Here is a 24,722-nt window from a genome sequence, read left to right as displayed (position 1 = left end):
AGATCGGAGACGAAAACATGGCAAATGCAAAAGGCAAAATCACCCAGGTGATTGGCGCCGTTGTTGACGTTCAGTTTGAAGATGACCTGCCGGCCATCCTTAACTCACTGACCACAAGCAACAATGGTAAGAAACTGGTTCTGGAAGTTGCCCAGCACCTTGGCGAAAACACTGTGCGTACCATCGCGATGGACGGGACCGAAGGTCTGGTTCGTGGCGCTGCGGTAGAAGATACAGGCGCGCCTATTTCCGTACCAGTTGGTCCGGGCACTCTGGGTCGTATTCTGAACGTAACTGGCGAACCAGTTGACGAGCAGGGCCCTGTTGAAGCAACCGGCACCCGTGCGATCCACGGTGAAGCGCCAGCGTTCGACCAGCAGTCCACTGAAACTGAGATCCTGACAACAGGTATCAAAGTGATCGACCTTCTCGCCCCTTACACCAAAGGTGGTAAAATTGGTCTCTTCGGTGGTGCGGGTGTGGGTAAAACCGTTCTCATCATGGAACTGATCAACAACATCGCGAAAGTGCACTCTGGTGTATCCGTATTCGCGGGTGTGGGTGAACGTACACGTGAAGGTAACGACCTTTACCACGAGATGATCGAATCCGGCGTTATCGTTCCTGATAACCTGCCTGACTCAAAGATTGCTCTGGTTTACGGTCAGATGAACGAGCCTCCCGGTGCGCGTATGCGTGTTGCTCTGTCCGGCCTGACGCTGGCGGAACAATTCCGTGACGAATCCGGTTCTGACGTTCTGTTCTTCGTGGACAACATCTTCCGCTTCACACAGGCTGGTTCCGAAGTATCCGCGCTTCTGGGTCGTATTCCTTCCGCTGTGGGTTACCAGCCAACACTGGCAACCGACATGGGTGCGATGCAGGAACGGATTTCCTCAACCAAATCCGGTTCCATTACTTCCGTTCAGGCCGTTTACGTTCCTGCGGATGACCTTACCGACCCTGCACCTGCGACGTCTTTTGCGCACTTGGATGCGACAACAGTTTTGGATCGTTCCATCTCTGAAAAAGGCATCTACCCTGCGGTGGACCCACTTGGTTCCACATCACGTCTTCTGGACCCACTGATCATTGGTGACGAGCACTATAAAGTTGCAACCGACGTTCAGCAGATCCTTCAGCGCTACAAATCGCTGCAAGACATCATCGCGATTCTCGGCATGGACGAACTGTCTGAAGAAGACAAACTGACCGTTGCCCGTGCGCGTAAGATTGAACGCTTCCTGTCCCAGCCATTCGACGTGGCGAAGGTCTTCACCGGTGCCGACGGCAAACAGGTGAAACTGGAAGATACAATCTCATCGTTCAAAGCTGTTGTAGCCGGTGAATACGATCACCTTCCAGAAGGCGCCTTCTATATGGTTGGCGGCATCGACGAAGTGATCGCTAAAGCCGAAAAAATGGCTGCTGACGCCGCTTAAAGGAGGGTCGCATGGCCGATACAATGCAATTTGATCTGGTCTCACCGGAAAAGAACCTGGCTTCTCTGGAAGCCACTGAGGTTCAGATTCCGGCGGCCGAGGGTGACCTCACCGCAATGGCCGGCCACGCCCCGCTGATCACCACTCTGCGTCCTGGTATCCTCAAGATCCAGGGCAGTGGTGAAACGCAGGCATTCGCTGTAACCGGTGGTTTTGCCGAAGTGTCTGCCAGCGCGACTTCCGTGCTGGCTGAACAGGCAATTCCGGCGTCTGACCTGACACAGGATGCTTTTGCTGCGCTTATCGCGGAAGCAAAAGAAGATCGTGATCAGGCGTCTGACACCGGCCGCGATGTGGCTGACAAGCGTCTGAATGACCTGACTGCTATGGGTGCAGAACTGGGCCTTTCCGCCTGATCTGTAGCACGGCAGACCGTTGACTAAACGTCACGGGGAAAAAAATTCTTAAAAGCCCCGCCTGATTGTGGGGCTTTTTGCTGTTTAGAAAGGAAATTCGCTGTATTTGTTATCTGAGAGCGAGTGAGAATTGATTCCATGTTGAAAATTGAAAGCCATATGACCGGGATTGATACCGGAGAGCAGGTGATGTTCTCTGATTTCGAACATGATGGCGAAATGTGGAAAGGCCAGGGGCCACGCCAGAGCCGTCACAAGGTTAAGTTCTCTCAGCGTTTTAATGCAACGCCAGTGGTCCAGGTGAACATGACCATGTGGGATGCAGACAGCAAAACAAATCTGCGTGGCGATCTTCAGGCTGAAAAAATTACCCGTGACGGATTTGAACTGGTGTTCCGCACCTGGGGCGATTCCCGCGTGGCCCGGATCCGTGCGTCCTGGCTGGCAATTGGTCCCGTGGGCCATGAAGAAGAATGGGATCTTTACTGATCAGCGCGTTGCGCCCTTGCAGGGGTGTCTCGCTTTTTCTCTGATCTGAAATTTCCTGGGTAACCACCGTACGCCCCCCTTATGATTTCTCAAGATGTGGGCGGCATAGTCTTGCCTGATCGATCACACCCGGACCACAAGGCCCGGGAACCATAAACGGAACGAGGCCCGATAAAATACCGGGCGAAATAAGCTTCCTCGCCGGGATTAACCATCCCGGTCTCATTCTCCGTATGGGCGGCGCCGCCATTTTACCAACGGCACGATCACCATACCTGACAGATATAGCAGCGACCGGGCAGGGCAGGGGCTTTGCACCGGCATTTGTGCTGCCCAATAAAAAAGCCGGTGTCGTGAAACACCGGCTTTTGCAATTTATGCGCCCGGGGTTAGCCCAGAGAATAGTGCCCTTCATACAGCGGCACGAGTGTCTGGTGGTCAAATAGGGAAGACACAGAGGTGCCGCTCCAGGTGTTGATAATCGCCTGGGCAAACATCGGTGCCGTCTGAACGATACGGATATTTGGCGCGGCTTTCACAGCCTCGGTTGCCTCTATGGTATCCGTGATCACCAGGTTCTTCATTACAGAATTGGTGATACGTTCCACCGCAGGACCCGACAGAACGCCGTGAGTGATGTAAGAGTGCACTTCCTTCGCACCGTTCTCCATCAAGACCTCAGCCGCCTTACAGAGCGTGCCAGCGGTATCCACGATGTCATCGATGATCAGGCAGACTTTGTCTTTCACATCACCGATCACGGTCATCTCAGCCACTTCACCCGGCTTACCACGGCGTTTGTCCACAATAGACAGGGGCGCGCCAATACGTTGCGCCAGATCACGGGCACGGGCGACGCCACCCACATCAGGGGACACCACCATGATGTCTTCCATCTGATCTTTGAAGTGATGCTGTACGTCCAGCGCATAGATCGGGGACGCGTAGAGGTTGTCGACTGGAATATCAAAGAAGCCCTGGATCTGGGTTGCGTGCAGATCCAGCGTCAGGATGCGTTCCACACCGGCTTCGACCAGCATATTGGCAACCAGCTTGGCAGAGATCGGTGTGCGGGCCTTGGCGCGGCGGTCCTGACGGGCGTAGCCGAAGTAAGGGATCACAGCGGTGATGCGATCTGCGGATGAGCGACGCAGGGCATCCGCGATGATCAGCAGTTCCATCAGGTTGTCATTGGCAGGGTTTGACGTCGGCTGGATAATATACATATCCTCGCCGCGGACGTTTTCATAAACTTCGACGAAGATTTCGCCGTCGTTAAAGCGTTCAACGCGGGCATCCAGCAGATTGATCGGCTGACCGCGGTGCATAGAAATGCGGCGGGAAACGGCCTTGGCAAGGGGCTGGTTGGCGTTACCGGCGATCAGTTTCGGCTCAGAGGTGGGTGTGGGCATGATGAGGTCCTGGTTGGCGCAGATCGTAACAGAATCGTGACGTGACACCGCTTACCACCGCGCTAGGTTCAAATAAAGAAAAGACAGCAAGACTTGCCGATTCAGACAGGAGAGCGTGCCCAAATGGCCCATATCGATTACTACTTCGCGACAATTTCCCCCTTCACCTACCTCGCGGGGGAAGGGCTTGAAGCGATTGCAGAAAAGCACGGTGCATCTGTGACTTACAAACCGCTGGACATTATGGCGCTTTTTGCCCGCACCGGTGGTGTTCCCCCCAAAGATCGCCACCCGAACCGGATTGCTTACCGGGGCCAGGAACTGGCGCGCGCGGCGAAAAAGGCCGGGATGGATATGAACATGCAGCCCGCGCATTTCCCAACCAATATGGCGCCGTCTTCCTATGCGATTATCGCGGCGCAAAACGCCGGTGGCGGGGATATGGGCAAGCTTGTGCATTCCGTGCTGACGGGCTGCTGGGCGGAAGAGAAAAACGTCGCCGATGAGGATGTGATCCGGGATTGCCTTGCAGGCGCCGGCTTTGATGCCGCGCTTGCCGACAGCGGTCTCCTTGCCGGCGCGGAAACCTATGCGCGTAACCTCGAGGACGCAGTCGAGGCCGGTGTCTTTGGGGCACCGTTCTATGTGCTGGATGACGGGACGTTATTCTGGGGACATGACAAACTGGAAGATCTGGACCTTCACCTGTCCGGCAAACTCTGACATCAACGGCCGGAGACTGATCAGGGATCCGGCCAATGACATTACCAACAGATGCCTACTGGCGTGAATGGGGCGCGGGTAATCCGCGCGAAGCGTTGCTTTTGCATTGCGGTAACGCCCATTCCGGGGCGTGGAAAGGGCTGGCGGCGCACCTGGAAGCTGACCTGCATATGGTTGCAACAGATCACCCGGGGCACGGCCGATCGCCTGCCTGGGATGAAAGCCGCCCCCTGCACGATCAGGCCACAGAATTTGCCCTGGGCGCGTTCCCGGCAAATGGTCCGCTGGATTTGATCGGGCATTCCTTTGGGGGCACGGTGGCCCTGCGCCTGGCACTGGAAAACCCGGATCGTGTGCGCAGCCTGACCCTGATTGAACCGGTGCTGTTTTACATGCTGAAGGGAACAGAAGCCCACGCTAAGTCTTTCGCTCTGGCACAACCTCTGAAAGCTTTGATCGATGCGGGCCAGCGGGAAGAAGCCGCACGGCAATTCACCAACCTCTGGGGCAATGGCACGATCTGGGAAGACCTGCCAGAGAACCAGCGCGCATATATTACGCAATGCATCCACCTGATCCCGGCCAGCTGGCATACGATCTATTTTGACGAAGATGGTCATTTCGCGCCGGAACGCCTACTGGGCCTGCGCTGTCCGGTACAGATCATTCGCGGCGAACATTCCCCGGCGGATATCACCCTGATCCATCAGGAACTGGAAAAGGCCTTTAGTATCCGGGAACATGTGGTTGCCGGTGCAGGTCACATGGTGCCCATCACACATCCGGACGTGGTTGCAGGACTTGTGCAGGACCTAATGGGGCTGTGAAGCAATCCGGGCTTTCAGGCCCGGAATGTGGTCAGCCTTTTACAAGTCCGACAAATCGATCAATGCGCGCGTCACTGATGGACCAGTCACAGACCATGCGGGCCATTAACATTTCATCGGGATCTTCGCCTTCAAGATCATCGTTCCAGACGTAATAAAGCGCCCCGGCATCCTGTAGACGTTTATGGGCGGAACGGGGGAAACTGGCGAAAACGATATTGGCTTCGGTTTCAAATTCAAAGCGCACATGTTCAGACTGGCGCAGCCCCATGGCCAGGCGGCGGGCATTGGTATTGGCAGAATTGGCCAGTTCCACCCAGAGATCATTTGCCAGATAAGCCATCATCTGGGCTGACAGATAGCGGTGCTTGGAAAACAGATGCGCGCCACGTTTGCGGCGCAACTCAAATTCCCAGGCGTGCTTCGGGTCAAAGAAAATCACGGCTTCCACGCCCATCAGTCCGTTTTTCGTGCCGCCAAAGCTGACCGCATCCACACCGGCGCGCCATGTCATATCCGCCGGGCTGCACCCAAGCGACACCATCGCATTGGTGAAACGTGCGCCATCCAGATGCACAGGCAGGTCGTATTCTTTTGCCACAGCTGTCAGCGCCCGGATTTCAGAAATGCTGTAAACTGTGCCGCGTTCCGTGACCTGGGTGATCGACACAGGGCCGCGTTGCGGGCCGTGTACGCCGCGGCTTTCTTCTTTGGCGATACTGGCGCGCAGGGCGTCCGGCGTCATTTTGGCATTCATAGCAGGCACCAGCGTCAGCTTGCCGCCACCCATGTAGAATTCCGGGGCATTGCATTCATCTTCATGGATATGCGCCATTGGGGAACAGAAAACCGTCTCCCAGGGATTGGAAAGTGTCGCCAGAGCAAGGGAGTTCGCCGCCGTGCCTGTTGCCACCAGGTAGACTGCCGCTTCCGGAGCATCAAACATCTGACGGATGCGTTTCACGACCTCTTGATTGATACGGTCCGCCCCGTAAGGCATGGCGTAATGGTCATTGGCGGCTTCCAGCGCAGCCATCACATTCGGGTGCACGGGGCCCGCGTTATCAGAGGCGAAATACATCAGAGTTGCTCCTCAATCAGATAATGTTCCCACTCCTCCTCGGGAACTTCAAATTCCGGGACAGTCTGCCCCTGCATGGAAATCCCGGCCTTATGGACGCTTTCGGGATCGCCGGAAACCAGCGGGTGCCAGTCGGCCAGCCCGCGCCCTTCATGCAAGCGGCGATAGGCACAGCTGTAGGGCATGAAATAGGACACATCGGGTAGGGTCTTTGGCGTCAACACGATACATTCCGGCACGAATTGACGGCGGATTTCATATTGTGAACAGCGGCAGGTTTCATCATCGAGCAGACGACAGGCGACGCGGGTGAAGACAACAACGCCGCTGTCTTCATCTTCCAGTTTGTTCAGACAACATTTGCCGCAGCCATCGCACAGCGCTTCCCATTCTCCGGCGGTCAGCTTGTCGAACGGGTATTTCTCCCAGAACTTTTCACGCAGACTCATGGCAGGGCTTTCAGAATGTCGCGGGCGCGGGTGCAATCCGCATCCATCTGGGCAATCAGCGCATCGAGGCTGTCGAATTTTTCCTCGGGACGTAGATATTCCACCAATGCGACCGAGATGTTGGAGCCATAAAGGTCGCCCTGAAAATCAAAGATGAAGGTTTCAAGGTTCGGTAGGTTTTCCCCGAACATCGGGCGCACGCCCATGCTGGCCGCGCCATGATATTGTCCGGCATGAGGGCCGTCGATCACGTCGACCTCCACCGCGTAAACACCGAATTTCGGGAGGTGCAGTCCGTCGATTGACATATTGGCGGTGGGGAAGCCCAGATCACGCCCGCGCTGATCCCCGCGAATGACTTCGCCTTCCATCCGGTGCCAGTGGCCCAGCATACGCGCCGCATCACCGGGGCGGCCATCACTCAGAGCCTGCCGGATATTGGTGGATGAAAATTCGCTTTTCGCATCTTTGACAAGTTCGGCCACGGTTACCTCAAATCCAAATTCTGCACCAAAGCGTTGCAGGTCTTCCACATTGCCACTGCGGCCTTTGCCAAAGCAGAAATCTGCCCCGACAACCACATGGCGCAGTCCCAGCGCACCGCTGATGATATCACGGGCGAATTCCTCAGCCGATAGTTCCGCCAGCGCCCCGCCAAAGTTCAGCTCATACAGACGTTCCACGCCCAGCTTTTCCAGCCGGTGCGCGCGCGCCTGTGCATTCATCAGACGGAAGGGCGGCGCATCTGGTGCAAAGAACTGACGCGGGTGCGGTTCAAAGGTCATAACGCCCAGCGGGCAGTTCAGGCTGGTGGCCTTTGCACGCGCGATATCAATCACCGCCTGGTGACCCAGATGCACCCCGTCAAAGTTGCCAATCGCAACGGAGGCGCCGCCATCTTCAGGCGCCATAAAGCTGGTATCTCGGATAATTCTCATGCCAAGGGCCTAGCCCGCAATGCGCCCCGGTGCAAGAGGTGCATCGCGGAGATCTTGTGGGTTTTGGTGCCATTTCGTTGACATCAGGCAGCATGAGAATGTACGCAGTTCCCATCCTGTATTGCCGTGGCTGCTGAACCACCAAAACAGGAGTTAAGAATGACAAAAGTCAGAAGCCGCGCCTGGAGAAGAGCGCATGCAAGACGCGTAGTTTCCCGCAGAAACCCTGAGGGGCATCCAGCCCGGCGTTTGGGGTTTCCACGGAAATATCTGTGTAGAAGGCGCGACAAGATGTTTCTGCGCCGGAAGGAAGGCTATTTTGCACTTACAGATGACTGGAGCTGAAGTATGAATATTCTTTTTGTCTGCAGCATGAATAAGTGGCGCAGTCCCACGGCCGAGAAAGTGCTTCGTCGAACAGAAGGTGTCAGCGTGCGATCTGCTGGCACCAGCCGGAAAGCACGACATCATATCACCGTCTCCGATATCCGCTGGGCAGATGTAATCTGCGTCATGGAAAATAAACATTTGTCACGGCTTCGGGCTGATTTTCGAGGCGAGGTCGCTCACAAAGATCTGCACGTTCTCGATATCCCGGATGATTATCAGTTCATGGATCCGGAACTGATAGAGTTGCTGCAGGACGTCGTGGAACCTGTTATTCAGGCCCGGCAAGCACGAGGCTGAAGCTGGTCAGGACTGTTCGGAAAAGACCATCATCCCCGCGACGGGGCCAGAACCACGGCTTCCCCTATCAGGACGGGTTTGCCGTCCACCACGCATTTGGTTTCCATGGTGACTTTGCGTTTTTCACGGTTGATGTCGGTCACGATCACATCGGTGCGAACCTCATCTCCTGGGCGCACGGGGCCCATGAATTTCAGGTTCTGGGACAGGTAAATCGTGCCATGACCCGGCAGTTGCTCGCCGATCACAGCTGAAATCAACCCGGCGGTCAGCATGCCGTGCGCAATGCGGCCTTTGAACATGGTGCCGGCGGCGTATTCATCATCCAGATGCACGGGATTGCGGTCGGTTGAGACCTCGGCGAACATCTGGATATCCTCATCCGTCACCACCTTTGTCAGGTGACGATGCGTGCCGATTTCCAGATCTTCAATGAAGATCGTGCCGCGCTGTTGTGTTGTATCCAGCATCTTAGCCATCCTGATCCGATTCCCGGGTTATACTGCGGTGCAGCATAACCCCGCGTGAGTATGAAATCAATCGTTAAGGTAACTTTGTGTCGTTGGATTTATCTGTTTTGTAATTTGGTTGCGCGGTGGATTTTATCGCAGGAAGCCGATTGTATAGGTCGGATGATGATCCTGATCCTTCAGCCATAGGTTCAACAGGGCCTCATCCGGTTGATATTTCGTCGCTGTTTCCAGTGCGGCCAGACCGCCGGAAATGAACAGAACGTCGATGTTTTCCCCCACACCTCCGGCGACATCCGTGATGATCCCGTCACCAATCGCCAGGATTTTATCGTCAGCCACGTCTACCTCAAGGGCTGCCAGGCGGCGACGGGCAAGGTCATAAATCGGCGGATGCGGCTTGCCGAAATAGAGGCTTTCACCGCCCATCTCCGTATACAATTGCGCCAGCGCGCCGGCACACCATTCTCGCTTTTCGCCCCGATCTACAACGATATCCGGGTTCGCACAGAGCAATTTCAGCCCCATCTGTTTCGCCATCAGGAAATCGGCGCGGTAAACAGACGGATCAGCATAGGGATCAAACGGCCCGGTGCAGACGATGCCTTCGGCCTCAGCCAGCGGCACCTGCAGAATGTCGCGCGGTGTGTCGATGATCGACATGTGATCAAAGAAGCCCATGTCAACTTCGCCATCACCAATGAAGTAAATCTTATCGCCCACAGCACCCAGATGCATCGCGGCGCGGGCGGAATCACCAGAGGTCGCCATCGTGTCCCAGGCGTCACGCGGCACGCCGATTTGTTCCAGCTGAATTTCAACCGATGCATGCGGGCGGGGGGAATTGGTGACCAGAACCACTTTGCCACCTTTTGCGCGATATTGCTGCAATGCGGCGACAGCGGCGGGGAAGGGGGTTAAGCCGTTGTGCACACAGCCCCAGAGATCGACAAACAATGCGTCATACTGATCGGAAATTTCAGACAGGTGTTCGATGATCTGTGTCATGGCGTGTGTTCCCAAAAGAAAAGGGCCCCACAATCAGGGCCCTTTGCAGAAATCAGATTAACGCCTGTTGCGCAAGTCTCAGACAGCCAGGTTCGGAATGATCTGTTTTTTGCGGGACATAACGCCCGGCAGAACCACGGTGTCGCCGTCCACAGATGCGCCAAAGCTTTTCTCTGCCACTGTTTTGGTCAGATCGTTCGGGATCAGCATGGTGGCTTCTTCATTGAGGATGTCGACGACAAACAGCAGAACCTGGTCAACGCCGTCTTCAGACGCCACGGTGGTCATGGTTTCCATCAGGCTTGCCTTGCGGTCCAGAACCATTTTTGGCGCTGTGGTTTCCAGAACGGACACGCGGAATTTGGTGCCGTCTACAGCGTATTCTTTGCTGTCCATGCGCAGAAGTTCCGCGTCTGAGAATGCAGAAACGTCGGATTTCGCTTCGAACATTTCGCCAGCATATGCTGCCAGATCCAGGTTCAGTTCAGACGCCAGTTTGATCGCCAGCGCCTTGTCGTGTTCCGTGGTGGTCGGGGAGCGGAATTCCAGCGTGTCAGACAGGATACAGGACAGCATCACGCCTTTGATGTTGTCTGGCATTTCCGCGGCGTCATCACCCATAAGATCATAAATCACAGTCGCAGCACAGGCCAGCGGACGGATGGTGATGTCGATCGGGCCTTTGGTGGTCAACCCGCCGATCAGCGCGTGGTGGTCGATGATTTGACGGATGTCAGCATTGTTGATGTTCGCTGGCAGTTCAGCCGGGTTGTTGGTGTCAACGATGACAACAGCTTCGCCGTCCTGGACATCTTCCAGCAGCGCAGGGGTTTCAAAGCCCCATTTTTCCACAACAAAAGCGGCTTCGGTGTTTGGGGTGCCCAGCAGGCGGGGTTCAGCGGCAACGCCCAAGACTTCGTTCATATACCAGGCCTGGATAATAGCGCAGCCGGTTGAATCTGTATCGGGGGCCTTATGGCCAAAAACTTTTACGGTCATCAGAATGTCCATGTTACGGGAGGTGATTTTGCCGCCTTATACGCAGGGCGCGCGGCCTTGTCACCTGCATCAGACGCAAGGCCGCTATGTTTGCGCTGCAGGTGGACAATTGGCCACGGGTTCAGGTCTCAAACCCCAATTCGCGTTTCAGTTTCTTTGTCAGCTTATCGCGGATCATCTCGTAAGATGCGGTGATGTGATTGCGCAGCTCGCTTTCTGACAGGCCGGGCAGATCATAATGCTGCACCCATTTCATCCCGCGTGAGGCCAGATAGGGGGCAGGGCGCACGCCGGGCATTTCGGGCAGGATTTCAAACCCCATGTTAGTGACCTTGAACGTGACGGCGAACTGGTCAGTATCCTTGTTCCAGCCACCGACCGCAAACAACTTGCCCCCAACCTTCCACACATCCGCATTCCCCCATTGCACCACATGGGTGGTCTGCGGAAGGCTTTTGCAAAAGGCGTTGAAATCGGATTGGTTCATGGGATCCTCGTGAATATGGGTTTATGTTGAGGCGATGATCAGGTTTATGCAAGGATTAAGAGAGTTGAGAGGGTTAAGATGAAAATCAATTATTTGACCGTGAACGATAAAGCCAAATGACCAAACCTTCTGAAACGGATCTGTATCCGCCCGTCAAAGCCCTGCTGGAAACCCAGGGCTATGAGGTGAAGGGCGAGATTGGCGATGCGGATGTCATGGCCTGTCGCGGGTCGGAAGACCCTGTGATTGTCGAACTCAAGACCGGGTTTTCGCTGGCGTTGTTTCACCAGGGGGTGGAACGGCTGAAAGTCACGGATCTCGTGTATATCGCCGTGCCGCGCCAGACAGGAAAGGTCTTTCAGCGCAATCTGAAAGACAATACCGCCCTGTGTCGCCGTCTGGGTCTTGGCCTGATCCTTGTGCGTCTGCGCGATGGCTTTGCCGAGGTGTTGCTGGATCCGGCCCCCTATAAGCCCATCAAATCAAAACAGCGCAAACAACGTCTGTTGCGGGAATTTCAACGCCGTGTGGGGGACCCGAATGCGGGCGGTTCCACCCGGCGCGGGCTGATGACCGCTTACCGTCAGGATGCCCTGCGTTGCGCCACATATCTGGAAGCGCATGGCCCGACAAAGGGGGCTGTGGTTGCCAGAGAAACCGGTGCCCCGACAGCCACCACGATCATGCGCAACGATCACTATGGCTGGTTTGAAAAGGTGGAAAAAGGCATTTATGCCCTGACGCCAAAAGGAAAAGAGGATCTGGCGCGATGGGGGGAAGTCGCCCCTGTGAAGCCCGTCGCATAATCCGACTGGCGCGATTGTGCAAACTATGCGGCAGAACCTTTTAACGACAGCTTGATCAGAGCAACCATCATTTCGATGCCGTTTGTTAAAATCTCATCAGGAAAATCATAGTCCGGGTTGTGCAGATCCGGACGATTTTCGCCTGCGCCAAGGCCGAACATCGCGCCTTTGTAACGGCTGGTGATTTCGCCAAAATCTTCGCCCCAGCGGAAAGGCTGATCAATGGTGTGAAGGGCGTTATTTGTGGATGCGGCGGCCTGCCGGATCATATCAAAACCATCGGGGTGATTGACGGTTGCGGTGAATTCTTCAAGAATTTCCTGTGATACTTCAAGGTTGTAGCGGTCCGCCAGGGTGTCTGCGAACTGGAACAGTTCATCCCACATTTTTATAACGATGTCCGCATGGGGGGAACGCAGGGTGAATTGCACTTCACCCCGGGCGGGGCAGATACCCGAGGCCTGAACACCCATCTGATTATAGACGGGCACAACCAGCGCATAGGCGTCGGGGCGGTCATAAATCGCCTGAATTTCGCGGGCTTTCAGGGTGAGTTCGGCCATGGCGAACGACGGGCTTGCGCCGGTTTCGGGCTGGGCGCTGTGGGCTTCTTTGCCGTTGAAACGGATCGCGCCATAGCGCACCTGAGACGCAAAAGTATCATGTTTACAAATGATTGCACCCGCTGGGAAACCCGGAAGATTGTGCAGGGCGAAGGCGTAATCAGGGGTGATTTGTTTAAAGTTTTCGTGCGCCACGCAGTTGCGCGCACCGGTTCCGGTTTCTTCGTCAGGCTGGAACAACAGAACCACCCGCCCCTGATCTGGCCGCTGTTTCAGGGCCTGGGCGACACCTGCAAGGATGGTCATATGACCGTCGTGACCGCATTTGTGACCGACGCCGTCTGTCAGGGAGAGATGCGGCAGATCAGTGTTGATTTCATGGATGGGCAGCGCGTCAAGTTCACAGCGCAAAAGCACAGTTTTACCGGGGGGGTTACCATTATAAATCGCCGCAAACCCGGCCCCATCCAGAGGAATGATGTCATCCGGGGTGGCGTGTTCGGTTAGAAAGCCACGCATGTGTTTGGCTGTTTCAACCTCCTGGCGGGAGATTTCGGGATGGGCATGAAGCCAGTGACGCAGGCTGATCAGCTGATCCAAATTGACGTTCAACGCGGTGCCCTTTTCTACAGCAGGAGGTCGCGCGGGACGGGCCCGCGCGACGATGTTTTAGCCCAATACTTCGCGTACGGCCATCTCAGTATTTGTGATGACAATGTCTGCTTCGTCTTTTGTCAGGCAGAAGGGCGGGGCGAAACCAAGGATGTCGCCTTGTGGCATTGCACGCCCGATCACACCTTTAGCAGCCAAAGCGGCGGACACCTGTGCACCGACTGTTTTGGACGGATCAAAGAATTTACGACCTTGTTTTTCCTCAACGAATTCAATCGCTGCCAGCATGCCAACACCACGGATGTCACCGACATTCGGGTGATCGCCCAGACGTTCCATGAAACCTGCGCGCAGATAATCACCGGTGACCGTGTTGTTTTCGATCAGGTTCAGATCATCGATCAGTTTCAGGTTGGCCACACCCGCAGCCGCCCCGATGGGGTGGGCGGAATATGTCCAGCCGTGGCCGATCGGGCCGAATTCATCGGTGCCGTCTTCCAGAACCTTCCAGACTTTGTCGGATACGATGGATCCGGACAAAGGCGCATAGGCAGAGGTCAGACCTTTGGCGATGGTGATGATGTCGGGTTCCATACCGTAATGGGTGGATCCCATCATGGACCCGGTGCGACCGAAGCCTGTGACAACTTCGTCAGAGATCAGAAGGATGTCATGTTTCTTCAACACGGCCTGAATGGCGGGCCAGTATCCTTCGGGCGGGGGCACAATGCCGCCGGTGCCAAGCACGGGTTCACCAATGAAACCGGCAATGTTTTCAGCGCCTTCACGGGCGATCAGCTCTTCCAGCTTTTGCACGCAATGATTGGTGAAATCTGCTTCGGACATGTCCAGATCATCGCGGCGGAAATAATATGGCGCCTCTGTGTGGATGACCTGATCAAGGGGCAGGTCGAATTTCTTGTGGAACAGTTCAAGGCCGGTCAGAGAACCGGTGACAAGACCAGATCCATGATAGCCGCGCCAACGGGAAATGATCTTTTTCTTTTTCGGACGACCCAGGATGTTGTTGTAATACCAAAGTAATTTGATATTGGTTTCATTCGCATCAGATCCGCCCAGGCCAAAATAGACCTTGGACATATTGGCGGGGGCACGGTCCATCACCATTTTTGCAAGCGTGATGGAGGCTTCGGTGCCGTGGCCGACATAGGAATGGTAATAGGCCAGTTCATGCGCCTGCGCAGAAATTGCTTCTGCGATTTCGGTGCGGCCATAGCCAACGTTTACGCAATACAAACCGGCAAAGGCATCCAGCAGTTTTTTACCGTCGCGGTCTTCGATATAGACACCTTTTGCACCGGAAATGACGCGGGTTGGCATGTCACCGCGTGCGTGTTTGGCAAGGTGGGTTGAGGGATGGAAGAAATTTTCGCGATCCCATTGGCTGAGTTGATCATTGTGCAGCATGTGTTTTCCTTAGCTCCAGTCCCGGCAGATGTATTTGATTTCAGTAAACTCTTCCAGGCCCTGACGCGCACCTTCGCGCCCAAGGCCTGACTGTTTGACGCCGCCAAACGGAATGGGTGGCCCAGTGACAGAGGTGCGATTGATCGCGACCATGCCAAATTCCAGCGCCCGTGACATGCGATAAATGCGGCGGGGGGCCTGGGTGTGGACATAGGCGACCAGGCCATATTCCGTGTCATTGGCGCGCTTGATGACCTCGCCCTCAGTGTCAAACGGTGTCAGTGCTGCGACGGGGCCGAAGGTTTCGTCATGCATGATATCGGCGCTTGCAGGCACGTCGGTCAGGACCGTTGGGGGGTAAAACAGTGATCCTTCTGCAAGGCGCGTACCACCAAGGGCCAGTTTTGCCCCTTTTGAGACGGCGTCTGCGACTTGTTCTTCCTGTTTTTGCACCAGACGGTCGTGCATCAGGGGGCCAATGTCCGGGTCGTCTTTGCCTGCGCCCAGGGTCAGTTGACGGGCGGCGTCGGTGAAACGGGTGCAAAATTCATCATAAATGTTGCGTGCGATAAACATGCGGTTTGCGCCCAGGCAGTCCTGGCCACCGGTTGCGAATTTGGCTTTGATGGCCTCAGCGACGGCGCGGTCCAGATCTGCGTCTTCAAAGACGATGAAGGGGGCATGGCCGCCTAGTTCCATCACCAGACGTTTCACGGTGTTTGCGCATTGGCGGTACAAAAGGCGACCGACTTCGGTTGATCCGGTAAAAGACAACGCGCGCACGCGGGTGTCGTCGCACCAGGGGATGACGATGGTTTTCGCGTCCCCCGGCAAGACGTTAAAAACACCAGCTGGCAGGCCTGCGTCATCGGCCAGCTGGGCAAGCGCCAGGGCGGATAAAGGTGTTTCCGCTGATGGATGCGCAACGATGGTGCATCCGGCAGCCAGGGCCGCGGCGGCTTTGCGGGTCAGCATGGCGGATGGGAAATTCCAGGGCGTGATCAGCGCAACAACACCAATGGGTTCACGCCAGAGTTCGACTTCGGCTGTGGGCAGATGGCTGGTGATGCCTTCGATGTTTGGGCGGCGGGCCTCTTCGGCGTAGAAATCAACAAAGCTGGCGGCATAGTCAATTTCGCCTCGGGCCTCAGAGATGGGTTTGCCTTGTTCCGCAACCATGATCCAGGTCAGTTCTTCGCGGTTTTCAATGATCTTTGTATACCATTTTTTCAGCAATGCAGCGCGGTCCTGGGGTAAAAGAGCGGCCCAGGGTGCAAAGGCGTTTTGGGCGACGTTCACCGCATCGGTTGCCGTGGCGGCGGTCATGGCGCTGACATTTGCGATGGTCTGGCCGGTCGCCGGGTCTGTCACGGGGAATGTTTCGGTTCCGGCCACCCATTCGCCATTGATGAAGGCGCGGGTTTTCACCAGCGGGCCCGTCGGAATATTGGTGTCCTGAGCAGAGGGATCTTTGTGCAGCATATTTCGGTTCCTGTGTTGGGAAGAACCCTACGTAGAAGCGAAAGATGATGGGGCTGAAGTTGCCTGAGTTTGCAGAATATTTAACTGAATTTTTGTCTCAAGTCAGTTTATTCATCTGCGCCACCAGCCAGCAGATGTAATGGCGGGCCGGGGCTGCGCACGGTTTTGGTGACGATGTAGGAATAATAACGCGCGATATCGCCTGAGGTTTCCAGGATGGTTTCGATCAGTTCCTGATAGGCTTCGATGGATGACGTGACGACCTGGATCAGGTAATCATAGCCCCCGCCAATGGCCCAGCATCCGGTGATTTCGGGGTGGGCGCCGATGGTGCGTTCAAAAGACTGAAAGCGGGCGGCGGCGTGTGAATCCAGCTCAATCGTGACAAAAACGGTGATGACACCGGGCAGTTTGCGCAGGTTGATTTGCGCCTGATAGCCTGAAATCAATCCGGATTTTTCCAGACGACGCAGACGTTCCCAACAGGGGGAAGGTGACAGCCCGACCTTAGCCGCCAAAGCTGCTTTCGCGATCCGTCCGTTGTCGGATAAAACCCTGAGTATTTGGAAATCAATCCGGTCCAGTTTGAGCATCGCTGAGCTATAACGTCACAATCAGTTGGTTTCAATCAGGCAAGCGGAAGTGGTCGCTTTCCTATCCCGGCTTCAGTAGCTGCGATCTGGTAAGGGGATCTTAGCTATTTCCTCCTGAAGAATGCGGATGAATGCTTTTTCCGCATGGTTCAGGCGGGTGCGGGGGTTTGTGACAAGGCAAAGCTCAAACACCGGCAGGTCGTCAAATGCGGTCAGTTGCCAGAGACGGCCCTGATCAACAAAGCGTTGGGCGACGTGGACAGGGTGGGGGCCGATGCCGATGCCGATCTCAATAAAACGACGCAGTTCTTCCAGGTGGTAAGATCGCCCGACGGGCGGTGAATTGATACCGTACTTCTGGCGGGCCAGCGTAAAGTTATGCAACTCCCCTCCCACAATATCAGTTGGGAATGTCACATAGGGCTGGTGGCATATTTCCTCCAGTGTGATGTCATTCCGGCCAAACAGATCGCTGCCATACCCGCAATACAGCGCAAAACGTTCGCGGTAGATCACCTCATATTCCAGACCCGCAGGGCGTTCGGTGACCAGTGCCAGTCCGCAGGATGCATTTTTGCGTTTCACAGATGTGATGACATCGCCGGATGTCACGACCTTGATCGACAGGGTCGCTTTGGGGTGGGATTTGTGAAACCGTACAAGGGCCGCGTCCAGGATCGGGGTTTCCACATGTGTGGGTGCTTCGATGGATACATGGCCTGTAACCTCGTCGCGCACGGTGCGCAGAACGCCAGCCATCCGCGATACCGCACTGTAGATTTCCTGGCATTCCTCATAGACGATCTGACCGGTTGGGGTCAGCGTGAACTCAGATGCGCTGCGATCCACAAGGGTGCAATCCAGATGGGATTCGAGCCGTTTGAGAGAATTGGTTACCGCAGGCTGAGACACTAAAAGACGCGATGCAGCCCGTGTTACGCCTTCTTCCTCGACGATAATCATAAATGAAAACAAAAGGTTCCAGTCAAGGTTTCGGCAAAAATGTTCGATGTCCGTGCGGTTCATTTTTCATAATCCATGGTTATGCCAGCATAATCATTATGAATTTGATTTATAGATGGGCGACTGTTTCAGTGTAAAGGCGCGACTTTGGGAGGAGGCCGTGCATCCTGCAGACTACTTCCCGCGAAATGGAACGACGCCCGGCGCGTCAAACATAGGGTAATCCTGATGACTACACTGAAAAACTTTGCAACCGCGACGGCCATGGGTCTTTGCCTGACCAGCACCGCATTTGCCGACGATATCACATTGAAGCTGGCTGGCGTTGTTCCGGTTGAGCATTTCGGCAATGAACTGCTGTCTCAGATCGAAGCAGACATCGAAGGCGCAGGCGTTGGCATCGAAGTCACCGTTTTCCCTGCGGGTCAGCTTGGTTCCGGTGAAGAACTGTTCGAAGCTGCGGCGCGGGGCAATGTCGATCTGGTGCATGCAGTGGTTTACGCCCACAACGACCCGGTGCTTGAAATCAATTCTCTGCCCTTCCTGGTCAGCAACTGGGACGAAGCTGAAAACGTATATCTGCGCAAAGATTCTGCGTTTAACACCATTTTTGCTGAACGTCTGGCCGCGCTTGACCTGCACCTGCTGGCGAATGCCCCCGAAGGTTTTGTCGGCGTTGTTGCCAACAGCATTCCTGAAGATGCAGCCGGCACCGGCGACAAAGACATGAACATCCGTGTCTGGAGTTCACAGGTGATCAAAGCCACTGTCGAAGCCATAGGCTTCAACGCGACCACCATGAACTGGGGTGAAATCTTCCCGGCGATCCAATCCGGCACTGTTGACGGCGCGATCTGCTGCACAGCGCAACTGGCCTATAGCGCCTTTGCAACGTCGAACGTTGGCGCAGCCTATCTGCCGTATAACGCTGTTGTTGAGAACACCACATATTACGCGTCGCTTGATACCTGGAATGAGATGACCGAAGAACAGCAGACCGTTGTTCAGGCAGCTTTTGATAAGGCCGCCACGGATTACGCCGCATGGGGTCGTAACAATGAATCATCCTACCTCGGGAAGCTGACCGAAATGGGATATGAAGTTCTGGAAATGAGCGCAGAAGAACGCGCTGCGATTGCCGATAAAGTGCGCAGCGATGTCTGGCCACAGATTGCAGAAATCGTAGGCCAGGACGTGATCGACGCCCTGAAAAACGACATGTAATCAATAGATTGCTTTCGCAGGCGGCCTGATGTTCTGGTCGCCTGCCTCTCTTCTGTTATGTTTCTGAAAGAAGGACGGCCCCATGCAGGATCTGCATCCCCATCTGTCGCAAGGCCTGGCGCGGTTTGTAGACCGGATGATCAAGGTCAAAACCTGGTTTCTCGTGTTCAGCTGCCTGATTATGGCTGTGACCTTCTTTTTTGTGGTGATCTTTCGCTATGTGCTGAATGCTGATCTTTTCGCCTATGAAGAATGGCTGCTGATCATCTGTTTTTGGATGTATTTTGTCGGCAGCGCCGTCGCCACCCATGACGGATCACATGTGACGGCGGATCTGCTGTCTTATGTCATCACCGACCCGAAAAAGGCCCATGTCCGGGCCCTGACCATTGGCGCAATTGAGCTGTTCGTGACCTGTTTCCTGATCTACTGGGCGCTTTTGATGTTGATTGATGAAATCGACAGTTACCCGCGCTGGCGCACGACAATCGCCCTGCGGATCCCCTTCCTTGTGCCCCGTATCGCGATCTTTGTCGGCTTTGCCATGATGGCCTTTTACAGCGCGCTGCATCTCTGGGCGCTGTGGAAATCTGGCCCATCTGAAAAGACCGGTGACGTGACAAGTTCTGAGGCTGGCTAAGCCACCTTTCCCCCAATCTATCGAAAGGATCTGACGTGATTATCCTCGGAAGTCTCATTCTTATCTGTGTGCTGCTGCTGATCGGTGTCAGCGTTCCCCTGGCCTTTGGCGGCGTCCTGATCTTTATTTCCGTCTTTGGTGGGCATGATGTGTCGGGCTTTTTGCCCACCGGTCACTGGAAGGTCAGCTCGCTTGTGTTGCTGGCGATCCCGCTGTTTATCCTGGCCGGTGCCATCATGGAACGCGGCCGCATTGCCGCCCCTCTGGTGTCGCTGGCGGAACTGATGGTTGGCCATATTCGCGGGGGCCTTAGTGCGGCTGCGGTGGTCGCCAGCGGTATTTTCGGTGCGATTTCCGGGTCTGCTGCCGCGACGCTGACCTGCATTGGGTCGATCATGATGCCGCATCTGCGCAAGGCCAATTACCCCGAAGGTATGGCCGCCGCCCTGATCGTATCCGCCAGCCCGCTTGGCCTGTTGATCCCACCCAGTTCATCCCAGATCCTCTATGCCTGGACGACCCAGCAATCGGTTCTGAAATGTTTCCTGGCGACGGTTGTGCCCGGGCTGATCCTGATCGTGATGCTGTGCATTGTGAATTTCGTCATGCTGCGCAAAGTCAAAGACCTGAAAATCGGTCGCGTGGATGGCAATTTCAGCGCTGAATTCCGTGCACGCGGCCTGAAAGCAATGCCGGCCCTGATGATGCCCGTAATCATTTTGGGCGGCATCTACGGTGGTTTCATGACCCCGACTGAAGCCGCAGGCGTGGCCGTTGTCTATGCGATCCCGATTGGCTTTTTCGTCTATAAGGGGCTGACAAAAGAAAATTTTTTCCCAACTCTGCGCTATGCTGGCACGACCATTGGCGTTGTCATGATGATGGTCTTTATGGTGCTGATCGTCAGTCAGTTCCTGGTGTTTGAAAACATCCCGGCGATGGCAAAAGATCTGATCTATTCCGTGTCGGACAATCCGATCATCATTCTTCTGATGGTGAACCTTGTGATGATCCTGATCGGCATGCTGATGGATGATATTTCCGGCCTGCTTTTGTCTGCCCCGCTGCTTTTGCCGATCGTGCAAAGTGTGGGTATGGATCCGGTGCATTTCGCGGCCGTTCTGGGGGTGAACCTTGGCATGGCCAATATCACGCCTCCAACTGCGCCGCTTTTGTATCTGGGTGCGCGGGTGACTGAAACGCCGGTGAATAAGATGATCAAACCAACCCTGCTGATGATCGCCTTTGCCTGGCTGCCGACCCTGATGCTGACAACCTTCATTCCCCAGATTGCACTGTGGCTGCCCACTGCGATCTTTGGTTAAACCTTCGATAAGAGTTCCTGAAAATGACCAATACTTCTCCGTCCGAACTGGCGATGGTTCCCTTCGTCAGCGTTGATAACATGATGCAGCTGATCCACCGGATTGGCATTGAGGACATGCTGTCCGGGATCGCTGCTTATATTGAAGAAGACTTCAAACGCTGGGAATTGTTCGACAAAACCCCACGCGTGGCGGCGCATTCCAAGGAAGGCGTGATTGAACTGATGCCGACTTCTGACGGCACGACTTATGGTTTCAAATATGTGAACGGTCACCCGAAGAACACCAAAGAAGGCCTGCAGACCGTGACGGCTTTTGGCCTGCTGGCGGATGTTTACACTGGCTATCCGGTGCTTCTGACCGAAATGACCGTGCTGACGGCCCTGCGCACAGCGGCGACCTCGGCAGTGGTTGCAAAGCATCTGGCACCGGCAAACGCCCGCACTATGGCGATGATTGGCAACGGCGCGCAGTCGGAATTTCAGGCCCTGGCGATGAAGGTGATCTGCGGCATCGACACGTTGCGCCTGTACGATACAGACCCGGCCGCAACCGCAAAACTGATGCGCAATCTGCAGGGTCTGGGCATGACACTGCATCCCTGCAAGACCGCGGAAGAAGCCGTTCAGGGCGCGCAAATCATTACGACCTGCACCGCGGACAAGCAAAACGCGACCGTGCTGAACGACAATATGGTGGGCGCGGGCATCCACATCAACGCAATTGGCGGCGACTGCCCGGGCAAGACTGAACTGCAGGCTGATATCCTGAAACGTGCGGATGTTTTTGTGGAATACCCCCCGCAAACCCGCATTGAAGGTGAAATTCAGAACATGCCGGAAGATTTCCCGGTGACAGAGATGTGGAAAGTGATCCGGGGCGAAGAAAAAGGCCGCACCTCTGATCGTCAGATTACCTTGTTTGATGGCGTTGGTTTCGCGACTGAGGATTTCTCCGCCCTGCGCTATATCCGTGATCAGCTGGAAGGTACTGGCCTGTTCCAGCAGCTTGACTTACTGGCAGATCCCGATGACCCGCGTGATCTGTTCGGCATGGTTCTGCGCGCAACGCCGGCGCAAAAAGGTGCTGCATGAGTGTTTTGTCACGGGTGCAGCTGACATATCTGACAGAACTGCGTCACGATCTGCACCGTCAGCCTGAGATATCAGGGGAAGAGGTCCAGACCGCTGCACGTATTGTTCGTGAGCTGAAAGATCTGGGTGCCGATCGCATTTGGGAAGGTCTCGGTGGCGCAGGTGTTGCAGCTGAGTTTCGGGGGGCGGAAGCTGGCCCCACAGTGCTGTTTCGTTGCGAACTGGATGGATTGCCGATCACCGAATTGTCCGAACTGCCCTATAAATCAGAAGTGGTCGGTAAGGGGCATCTGTGTGGTCATGATGGGCATATGTGCATGGTTCTGGGCCTTGGCATGGCGCTTGCACAACGTCCGGCATGTGGTCGTGTCATCTTGTTGTTTCAGCCCGCCGAGGAAACCGGATTTGGCGCACAGGCCGTGATTGACGATCCCCGCTGGCCTGAAATCCGACCGGATTATGCCTTTGCCTATCACAATGTGCCCGGTCATGCGTTGGGTGAAATTGGCCTGCGCAACGGGCCTGCGAACTGCGCCTCACGTGGCATGCAGATTAATTTTGATGGCAAAAGTTCACATGCCGCCGCCCCTGAAGACGGAATTTCGCCTGCGCCTGCGATTGCCCAGCTGATCGGGGCCCTGCCTGAATTGTCTTCCGGCACGATTTCGGATCCAGATTTCGGGCTTAGTACGCTGACCCATGTGAATATCGGCGAGGCGGCTTTTGGCATTTCTCCGGGGACGGGGGAATTGCGCGTCACGCTGCGCAGCATGACGGATGATCGCATGACATTTCTGACCGAAGGTGCTGAAAAGCTACTGGATGCAGCGCGTGGCCCGCTTCAGACAGATGTCACCTGGCACGACGTGTTTCACGCTGTGACCAACGGCAATAAGGCCACGGCCATTGCCGGAACCGCCGCTGAAACTGCGGGCGCGATCACACGTGAGATGGATCACCCCATGCGTTGGTCCGAGGATTTCGGTCGCTTCGGCCAGGACGGGGCCGAGGCCTGTCTGCTGTTTCTGGGCGCAGGTGAAACCCATCCGCAATTGCACAATCCGGATTATGATTTCCCTGACAGTCTGCTGACCATTGGTCCCGCAGTTTTCCTGGAAATCACCCGACAGATACTTGGTAAAGCCGTGGGATAAACTGCCATGACTGAACCTGTAAAAGCGTCCTGGTGTGAAATTTACCCGGATCGCATTGCGAATAATCTGAAAATTGGGCTTGATCTGATCCCGCCTGAAACCGGGTTTTGTGCGGTGCTGAAAGCCGACGCCTATGGTCATGGGATCAATGCGGTTGTGCCGGTTGTTATGGCTGCGGGCGTGAACCATATCGGGATCACCTCAAATGCCGAAGCCCGCGCTGTGCGGGATGCGGGCTTTGCCGGAAACCTGCTGCGACTGAGATCTGCAACGCCGGTTGAAATACGTGATGCGTTGCAGGACAGGGTGCAGGAACAGGTCAGTTCACCAGAGGCCGCGCAGATCTTTGCAAAGCTGGCGCAGGAAGGGCATCCGAACCCCGGGTTGCATCTGGCCCTGAATGCGGATGGCATGTCGCGGGACGGGCTGGAACTTTCCACAGCTGAAGGACAGCAGGCCTGTTTGCGCATTCTTGATCTGGTCGGGGGCCATATCGCGGGCATCTGCACACATTTTCCGTCAAACACACCGGAAGATCTGCGCCACAGTGATCAGCGTTTTCAGGCGGATGTCAGCTGGGTTATTGAACATTCCCGGCTGAAACGAACGGATGTTCTGGTGCACGCCGGCAGTTCCCTGACGCTTGGGTCGCGGCAACCTGTGACAACTGATATGTATCGCTGCGGCGCCCTTCTTTACGGCATTATCAACCGTGAACTTGGCTTCCGCCCGACGATTGAACTGAAGGCACATATCACCAATGTGGGCAGCTATCCCAAGGGCAGCACAATCGGATATGACCGGGCCGTGACTCTGGATCAACCGCGCAGGCTGGCGAATGTGTCACTTGGGTATGCCAATGGTTTTGGTCGCGATAGCTTCGGTCGCGGAGAGATCCTGATCCGGGGGCAGAAGGTGCCGATCCTGGGCAAAATATCTATGAACACGATCATCGCAGATGTCACCGGCCTGACCGAGGTGCAAAGCGGTGACGAAGCCGTGGTTTTTGGCCAACAGGGACAGGAATGCATCGATATTGTCCGGTCCGAACATCAGTTCCGAACCATCATGGCGGACCTTTTCGTGGACTGGGGCGGTCGCAGCCCGCGCGTCTATCTTCCGGGTACTGCAAGCTGCTGATTTGCCGTTCTCAGAAGTTTATTCTGCCAGGCCACCAAGACCGTTAAGGCAACAAAAAGTACTAAGATCGTTTTTTTTATATGATGGCGATATCGTGCGAATATGGCCAGTCTGTGACTGCTGCATGCGTTCATGCAAGCTGCAACTGGTCTTGCCGCGCAAAAGTTCCGGTCTCTCAGCTTATGTTATGCAGTCCTTCGTTCGAATGCCAAGGGGCTTTTCCCGCCAAGGGATGAATGCCGCCTGCGTGGATTGTAGAACCCATTGATG

At 55.4% G+C, this 24,722-nt stretch carries 26 protein-coding genes; 13 read left to right on the top strand and 13 right to left on the bottom strand.

Features of this window, described 5'->3' with window-relative positions; all coding sequences use genetic code 11:
• Positions 1-17: 17 nt before the first annotated feature.
• The 3 genes from atpD to H1D41_RS11370 all read left to right on the top strand — a co-directional run bounded on the left by atpD (position 18) and on the right by H1D41_RS11370 (position 2,347).
• Positions 18-1,442, top strand: a complete 1,425-nt coding sequence (gene atpD / locus H1D41_RS11380; RefSeq protein WP_228849020.1) for a F0F1 ATP synthase subunit beta — start codon at positions 18-20, stop codon at positions 1,440-1,442.
• A gap of 11 nt (positions 1,443-1,453) precedes the next feature.
• Positions 1,454-1,858 carry a F0F1 ATP synthase subunit epsilon gene (locus H1D41_RS11375; RefSeq protein WP_228849019.1) on the top strand — a complete coding sequence of 135 codons (405 nt, stop codon included), beginning with the start codon at positions 1,454-1,456 and terminating at the stop codon, positions 1,856-1,858.
• Positions 1,859-1,996: 138 nt separating this feature from the next.
• Complete coding sequence (locus H1D41_RS11370; RefSeq protein WP_228849018.1) at positions 1,997-2,347, top strand: H-type lectin domain-containing protein; 351 nt, start codon at positions 1,997-1,999, stop codon at positions 2,345-2,347.
• 389 nt (positions 2,348-2,736) lie between these two features.
• Here H1D41_RS11370 and H1D41_RS11365 read toward each other — a convergent pair whose 3' ends face one another.
• Positions 2,737-3,759, bottom strand: a complete 1,023-nt coding sequence (locus H1D41_RS11365; protein WP_228849017.1) for a ribose-phosphate pyrophosphokinase — start codon at positions 3,757-3,759, stop codon at positions 2,737-2,739.
• A gap of 123 nt (positions 3,760-3,882) precedes the next feature.
• Between H1D41_RS11365 and H1D41_RS11360 the strand changes: the two genes are divergently transcribed.
• Positions 3,883-4,482, top strand: a complete 600-nt coding sequence (locus tag H1D41_RS11360) for a 2-hydroxychromene-2-carboxylate isomerase (RefSeq protein WP_228849016.1) — start codon at positions 3,883-3,885, stop codon at positions 4,480-4,482.
• A gap of 35 nt (positions 4,483-4,517) precedes the next feature.
• Positions 4,518-5,309 carry an alpha/beta fold hydrolase gene (locus tag H1D41_RS11355; RefSeq protein ID WP_228849015.1) on the top strand — a complete coding sequence of 264 codons (792 nt, stop codon included), beginning with the start codon at positions 4,518-4,520 and terminating at the stop codon, positions 5,307-5,309.
• Between the two features lie 31 nt (positions 5,310-5,340).
• Here the strand turns inward: H1D41_RS11355 and H1D41_RS11350 are convergent, their stop codons facing one another.
• Genes H1D41_RS11350 through H1D41_RS11340 form a run of 3 tightly spaced genes read right to left on the bottom strand, consistent with a single transcriptional unit; the run spans position 5,341 to position 7,777 of the window.
• Positions 5,341-6,390: a threonine aldolase family protein gene (locus H1D41_RS11350; RefSeq protein WP_228849014.1), complete on the bottom strand. Its 1,050-nt coding sequence runs from the start codon at positions 6,388-6,390 to the stop codon at positions 5,341-5,343.
• Complete coding sequence (locus H1D41_RS11345) at positions 6,390-6,839, bottom strand: YcgN family cysteine cluster protein (RefSeq protein ID WP_228849013.1); 450 nt, start codon at positions 6,837-6,839, stop codon at positions 6,390-6,392. Before H1D41_RS11345 ends, H1D41_RS11350 begins: the two co-directional genes overlap by 1 nt.
• The gene (locus tag H1D41_RS11340) at positions 6,836-7,777 is read right to left on the bottom strand and encodes a bifunctional riboflavin kinase/FAD synthetase (protein ID WP_228849012.1); all 942 of its coding nucleotides are present in this window, start codon (positions 7,775-7,777) and stop codon (positions 6,836-6,838) included. Before H1D41_RS11340 ends, H1D41_RS11345 begins: the two co-directional genes overlap by 4 nt.
• A gap of 348 nt (positions 7,778-8,125) precedes the next feature.
• Between H1D41_RS11340 and H1D41_RS11335 the strand changes: the two genes are divergently transcribed.
• The gene (locus H1D41_RS11335; RefSeq protein ID WP_228849011.1) at positions 8,126-8,464 is read left to right on the top strand and encodes a low molecular weight protein tyrosine phosphatase family protein; all 339 of its coding nucleotides are present in this window, start codon (positions 8,126-8,128) and stop codon (positions 8,462-8,464) included.
• 29 nt (positions 8,465-8,493) lie between these two features.
• Here the strand turns inward: H1D41_RS11335 and H1D41_RS11330 are convergent, their stop codons facing one another.
• From H1D41_RS11330 to H1D41_RS11315, 4 genes are all read right to left on the bottom strand, one after another.
• Positions 8,494-8,934: a MaoC family dehydratase gene (locus H1D41_RS11330; protein WP_228849010.1), complete on the bottom strand. Its 441-nt coding sequence runs from the start codon at positions 8,932-8,934 to the stop codon at positions 8,494-8,496.
• Positions 8,935-9,066: 132 nt separating this feature from the next.
• The gene (locus tag H1D41_RS11325; RefSeq protein ID WP_228849009.1) at positions 9,067-9,942 is read right to left on the bottom strand and encodes a TIGR01459 family HAD-type hydrolase; all 876 of its coding nucleotides are present in this window, start codon (positions 9,940-9,942) and stop codon (positions 9,067-9,069) included.
• 78 nt (positions 9,943-10,020) lie between these two features.
• Complete coding sequence (locus H1D41_RS11320) at positions 10,021-10,941, bottom strand: manganese-dependent inorganic pyrophosphatase (protein WP_228849008.1); 921 nt, start codon at positions 10,939-10,941, stop codon at positions 10,021-10,023.
• A gap of 121 nt (positions 10,942-11,062) precedes the next feature.
• Complete coding sequence (locus H1D41_RS11315; protein ID WP_228849007.1) at positions 11,063-11,428, bottom strand: MmcQ/YjbR family DNA-binding protein; 366 nt, start codon at positions 11,426-11,428, stop codon at positions 11,063-11,065.
• Between the two features lie 116 nt (positions 11,429-11,544).
• On the opposite strand from H1D41_RS11315, the gene H1D41_RS11310 reads away from it, so the two are divergent.
• Positions 11,545-12,234 (top strand): DUF2161 domain-containing phosphodiesterase, encoded by a 690-nt coding sequence (locus H1D41_RS11310; protein WP_228849006.1) that lies wholly within the window; start codon positions 11,545-11,547, stop codon positions 12,232-12,234.
• A 23-nt stretch (positions 12,235-12,257) separates the two neighbouring features.
• On the opposite strand, the gene H1D41_RS11305 is transcribed toward H1D41_RS11310, so the two are convergent.
• From H1D41_RS11305 to H1D41_RS11285, 5 genes are all read right to left on the bottom strand, one after another.
• Positions 12,258-13,409 (bottom strand): amidohydrolase, encoded by a 1,152-nt coding sequence (locus H1D41_RS11305; RefSeq protein ID WP_228849005.1) that lies wholly within the window; start codon positions 13,407-13,409, stop codon positions 12,258-12,260.
• 57 nt (positions 13,410-13,466) lie between these two features.
• Complete coding sequence (locus H1D41_RS11300; protein WP_228849004.1) at positions 13,467-14,837, bottom strand: aspartate aminotransferase family protein; 1,371 nt, start codon at positions 14,835-14,837, stop codon at positions 13,467-13,469.
• Positions 14,838-14,846: 9 nt separating this feature from the next.
• Entirely contained in the window at positions 14,847-16,319 is a 1,473-nt protein-coding gene (locus tag H1D41_RS11295) for an NAD-dependent succinate-semialdehyde dehydrogenase (RefSeq protein WP_228849003.1), read from the bottom strand.
• Positions 16,320-16,426: 107 nt separating this feature from the next.
• Positions 16,427-16,912 (bottom strand): Lrp/AsnC family transcriptional regulator, encoded by a 486-nt coding sequence (locus H1D41_RS11290; RefSeq protein WP_228849002.1) that lies wholly within the window; start codon positions 16,910-16,912, stop codon positions 16,427-16,429.
• Between the two features lie 72 nt (positions 16,913-16,984).
• Positions 16,985-17,938: a LysR family transcriptional regulator gene (locus H1D41_RS11285; RefSeq protein WP_228849001.1), complete on the bottom strand. Its 954-nt coding sequence runs from the start codon at positions 17,936-17,938 to the stop codon at positions 16,985-16,987.
• Positions 17,939-18,103: 165 nt separating this feature from the next.
• Here H1D41_RS11285 and dctP point away from each other — a divergent pair, with 165 nt between their 5' ends.
• From dctP to alr, 6 genes are all read left to right on the top strand, one after another.
• Positions 18,104-19,099 carry a TRAP transporter substrate-binding protein DctP gene (dctP, locus tag H1D41_RS11280; protein WP_228849000.1) on the top strand — a complete coding sequence of 332 codons (996 nt, stop codon included), beginning with the start codon at positions 18,104-18,106 and terminating at the stop codon, positions 19,097-19,099.
• Between the two features lie 82 nt (positions 19,100-19,181).
• The gene (locus H1D41_RS11275; RefSeq protein ID WP_228848999.1) at positions 19,182-19,739 is read left to right on the top strand and encodes a TRAP transporter small permease; all 558 of its coding nucleotides are present in this window, start codon (positions 19,182-19,184) and stop codon (positions 19,737-19,739) included.
• Between the two features lie 35 nt (positions 19,740-19,774).
• Entirely contained in the window at positions 19,775-21,064 is a 1,290-nt protein-coding gene (locus H1D41_RS11270) for a TRAP transporter large permease (protein ID WP_228848998.1), read from the top strand.
• A gap of 23 nt (positions 21,065-21,087) precedes the next feature.
• A complete protein-coding gene (locus H1D41_RS11265; RefSeq protein WP_228848997.1) occupies positions 21,088-22,158 on the top strand; it encodes an ornithine cyclodeaminase in 1,071 nt (356 codons plus the stop codon).
• Complete coding sequence (locus tag H1D41_RS11260) at positions 22,155-23,312, top strand: amidohydrolase (RefSeq protein ID WP_228848996.1); 1,158 nt, start codon at positions 22,155-22,157, stop codon at positions 23,310-23,312. The genes H1D41_RS11265 and H1D41_RS11260 overlap by 4 nt, the downstream gene beginning before the upstream one ends.
• Before the next feature lie 6 nt (positions 23,313-23,318).
• Complete coding sequence (gene alr / locus H1D41_RS11255; protein ID WP_228848995.1) at positions 23,319-24,452, top strand: alanine racemase; 1,134 nt, start codon at positions 23,319-23,321, stop codon at positions 24,450-24,452.
• Positions 24,453-24,722: the final 270 nt, after the last annotated feature.

This window comes from Halocynthiibacter styelae, from assembly GCF_016123485.1.
GTDB lineage: Bacteria > Pseudomonadota > Alphaproteobacteria > Rhodobacterales > Rhodobacteraceae > Halocynthiibacter > Halocynthiibacter styelae.
The sequence above is the reverse complement of the archived record's forward strand: the minus strand, read 5'-3'. Positions and strand labels throughout refer to the sequence as shown.

Excerpts from the sequence above, each read along its gene's own strand:
- H1D41_RS11340 (WP_228849012.1), bottom strand. The coding sequence starts at position 7,777 with ATGAGAATTATCCGAGATACCAGCTTTATGGCGCCTGAAGATGGCGGC.
- H1D41_RS11325 (WP_228849009.1), bottom strand. The coding sequence starts at position 9,942 with ATGACACAGATCATCGAACACCTGTCTGAAATTTCCGATCAGTATGAC.
- atpD (WP_228849020.1), top strand. The coding sequence starts at position 18 with ATGGCAAATGCAAAAGGCAAAATCACCCAGGTGATTGGCGCCGTTGTT.
- H1D41_RS11355 (WP_228849015.1), top strand. The coding sequence starts at position 4,518 with ATGACATTACCAACAGATGCCTACTGGCGTGAATGGGGCGCGGGTAAT.
- H1D41_RS11345 (WP_228849013.1), bottom strand. The coding sequence starts at position 6,839 with ATGAGTCTGCGTGAAAAGTTCTGGGAGAAATACCCGTTCGACAAGCTG.
- H1D41_RS11330 (WP_228849010.1), bottom strand. The coding sequence starts at position 8,934 with ATGCTGGATACAACACAACAGCGCGGCACGATCTTCATTGAAGATCTG.
- H1D41_RS11260 (WP_228848996.1), top strand. The coding sequence starts at position 22,155 with ATGAGTGTTTTGTCACGGGTGCAGCTGACATATCTGACAGAACTGCGT.
- H1D41_RS11295 (WP_228849003.1), bottom strand. The coding sequence starts at position 16,319 with ATGCTGCACAAAGATCCCTCTGCTCAGGACACCAATATTCCGACGGGC.
- H1D41_RS11360 (WP_228849016.1), top strand. The coding sequence starts at position 3,883 with ATGGCCCATATCGATTACTACTTCGCGACAATTTCCCCCTTCACCTAC.
- H1D41_RS11315 (WP_228849007.1), bottom strand. The coding sequence starts at position 11,428 with ATGAACCAATCCGATTTCAACGCCTTTTGCAAAAGCCTTCCGCAGACC.
- H1D41_RS11275 (WP_228848999.1), top strand. The coding sequence starts at position 19,182 with ATGCAGGATCTGCATCCCCATCTGTCGCAAGGCCTGGCGCGGTTTGTA.
- H1D41_RS11370 (WP_228849018.1), top strand. The coding sequence starts at position 1,997 with ATGTTGAAAATTGAAAGCCATATGACCGGGATTGATACCGGAGAGCAG.
- H1D41_RS11335 (WP_228849011.1), top strand. The coding sequence starts at position 8,126 with ATGAATATTCTTTTTGTCTGCAGCATGAATAAGTGGCGCAGTCCCACG.
- H1D41_RS11375 (WP_228849019.1), top strand. The coding sequence starts at position 1,454 with ATGGCCGATACAATGCAATTTGATCTGGTCTCACCGGAAAAGAACCTG.
- H1D41_RS11310 (WP_228849006.1), top strand. The coding sequence starts at position 11,545 with ATGACCAAACCTTCTGAAACGGATCTGTATCCGCCCGTCAAAGCCCTG.
- H1D41_RS11285 (WP_228849001.1), bottom strand. The coding sequence starts at position 17,938 with ATGAACCGCACGGACATCGAACATTTTTGCCGAAACCTTGACTGGAAC.
- H1D41_RS11350 (WP_228849014.1), bottom strand. The coding sequence starts at position 6,390 with ATGTATTTCGCCTCTGATAACGCGGGCCCCGTGCACCCGAATGTGATG.
- H1D41_RS11290 (WP_228849002.1), bottom strand. The coding sequence starts at position 16,912 with ATGCTCAAACTGGACCGGATTGATTTCCAAATACTCAGGGTTTTATCC.
- H1D41_RS11320 (WP_228849008.1), bottom strand. The coding sequence starts at position 10,941 with ATGACCGTAAAAGTTTTTGGCCATAAGGCCCCCGATACAGATTCAACC.
- alr (WP_228848995.1), top strand. The coding sequence starts at position 23,319 with ATGACTGAACCTGTAAAAGCGTCCTGGTGTGAAATTTACCCGGATCGC.
- dctP (WP_228849000.1), top strand. The coding sequence starts at position 18,104 with ATGACTACACTGAAAAACTTTGCAACCGCGACGGCCATGGGTCTTTGC.
- H1D41_RS11365 (WP_228849017.1), bottom strand. The coding sequence starts at position 3,759 with ATGCCCACACCCACCTCTGAGCCGAAACTGATCGCCGGTAACGCCAAC.
- H1D41_RS11265 (WP_228848997.1), top strand. The coding sequence starts at position 21,088 with ATGACCAATACTTCTCCGTCCGAACTGGCGATGGTTCCCTTCGTCAGC.
- H1D41_RS11300 (WP_228849004.1), bottom strand. The coding sequence starts at position 14,837 with ATGCTGCACAATGATCAACTCAGCCAATGGGATCGCGAAAATTTCTTC.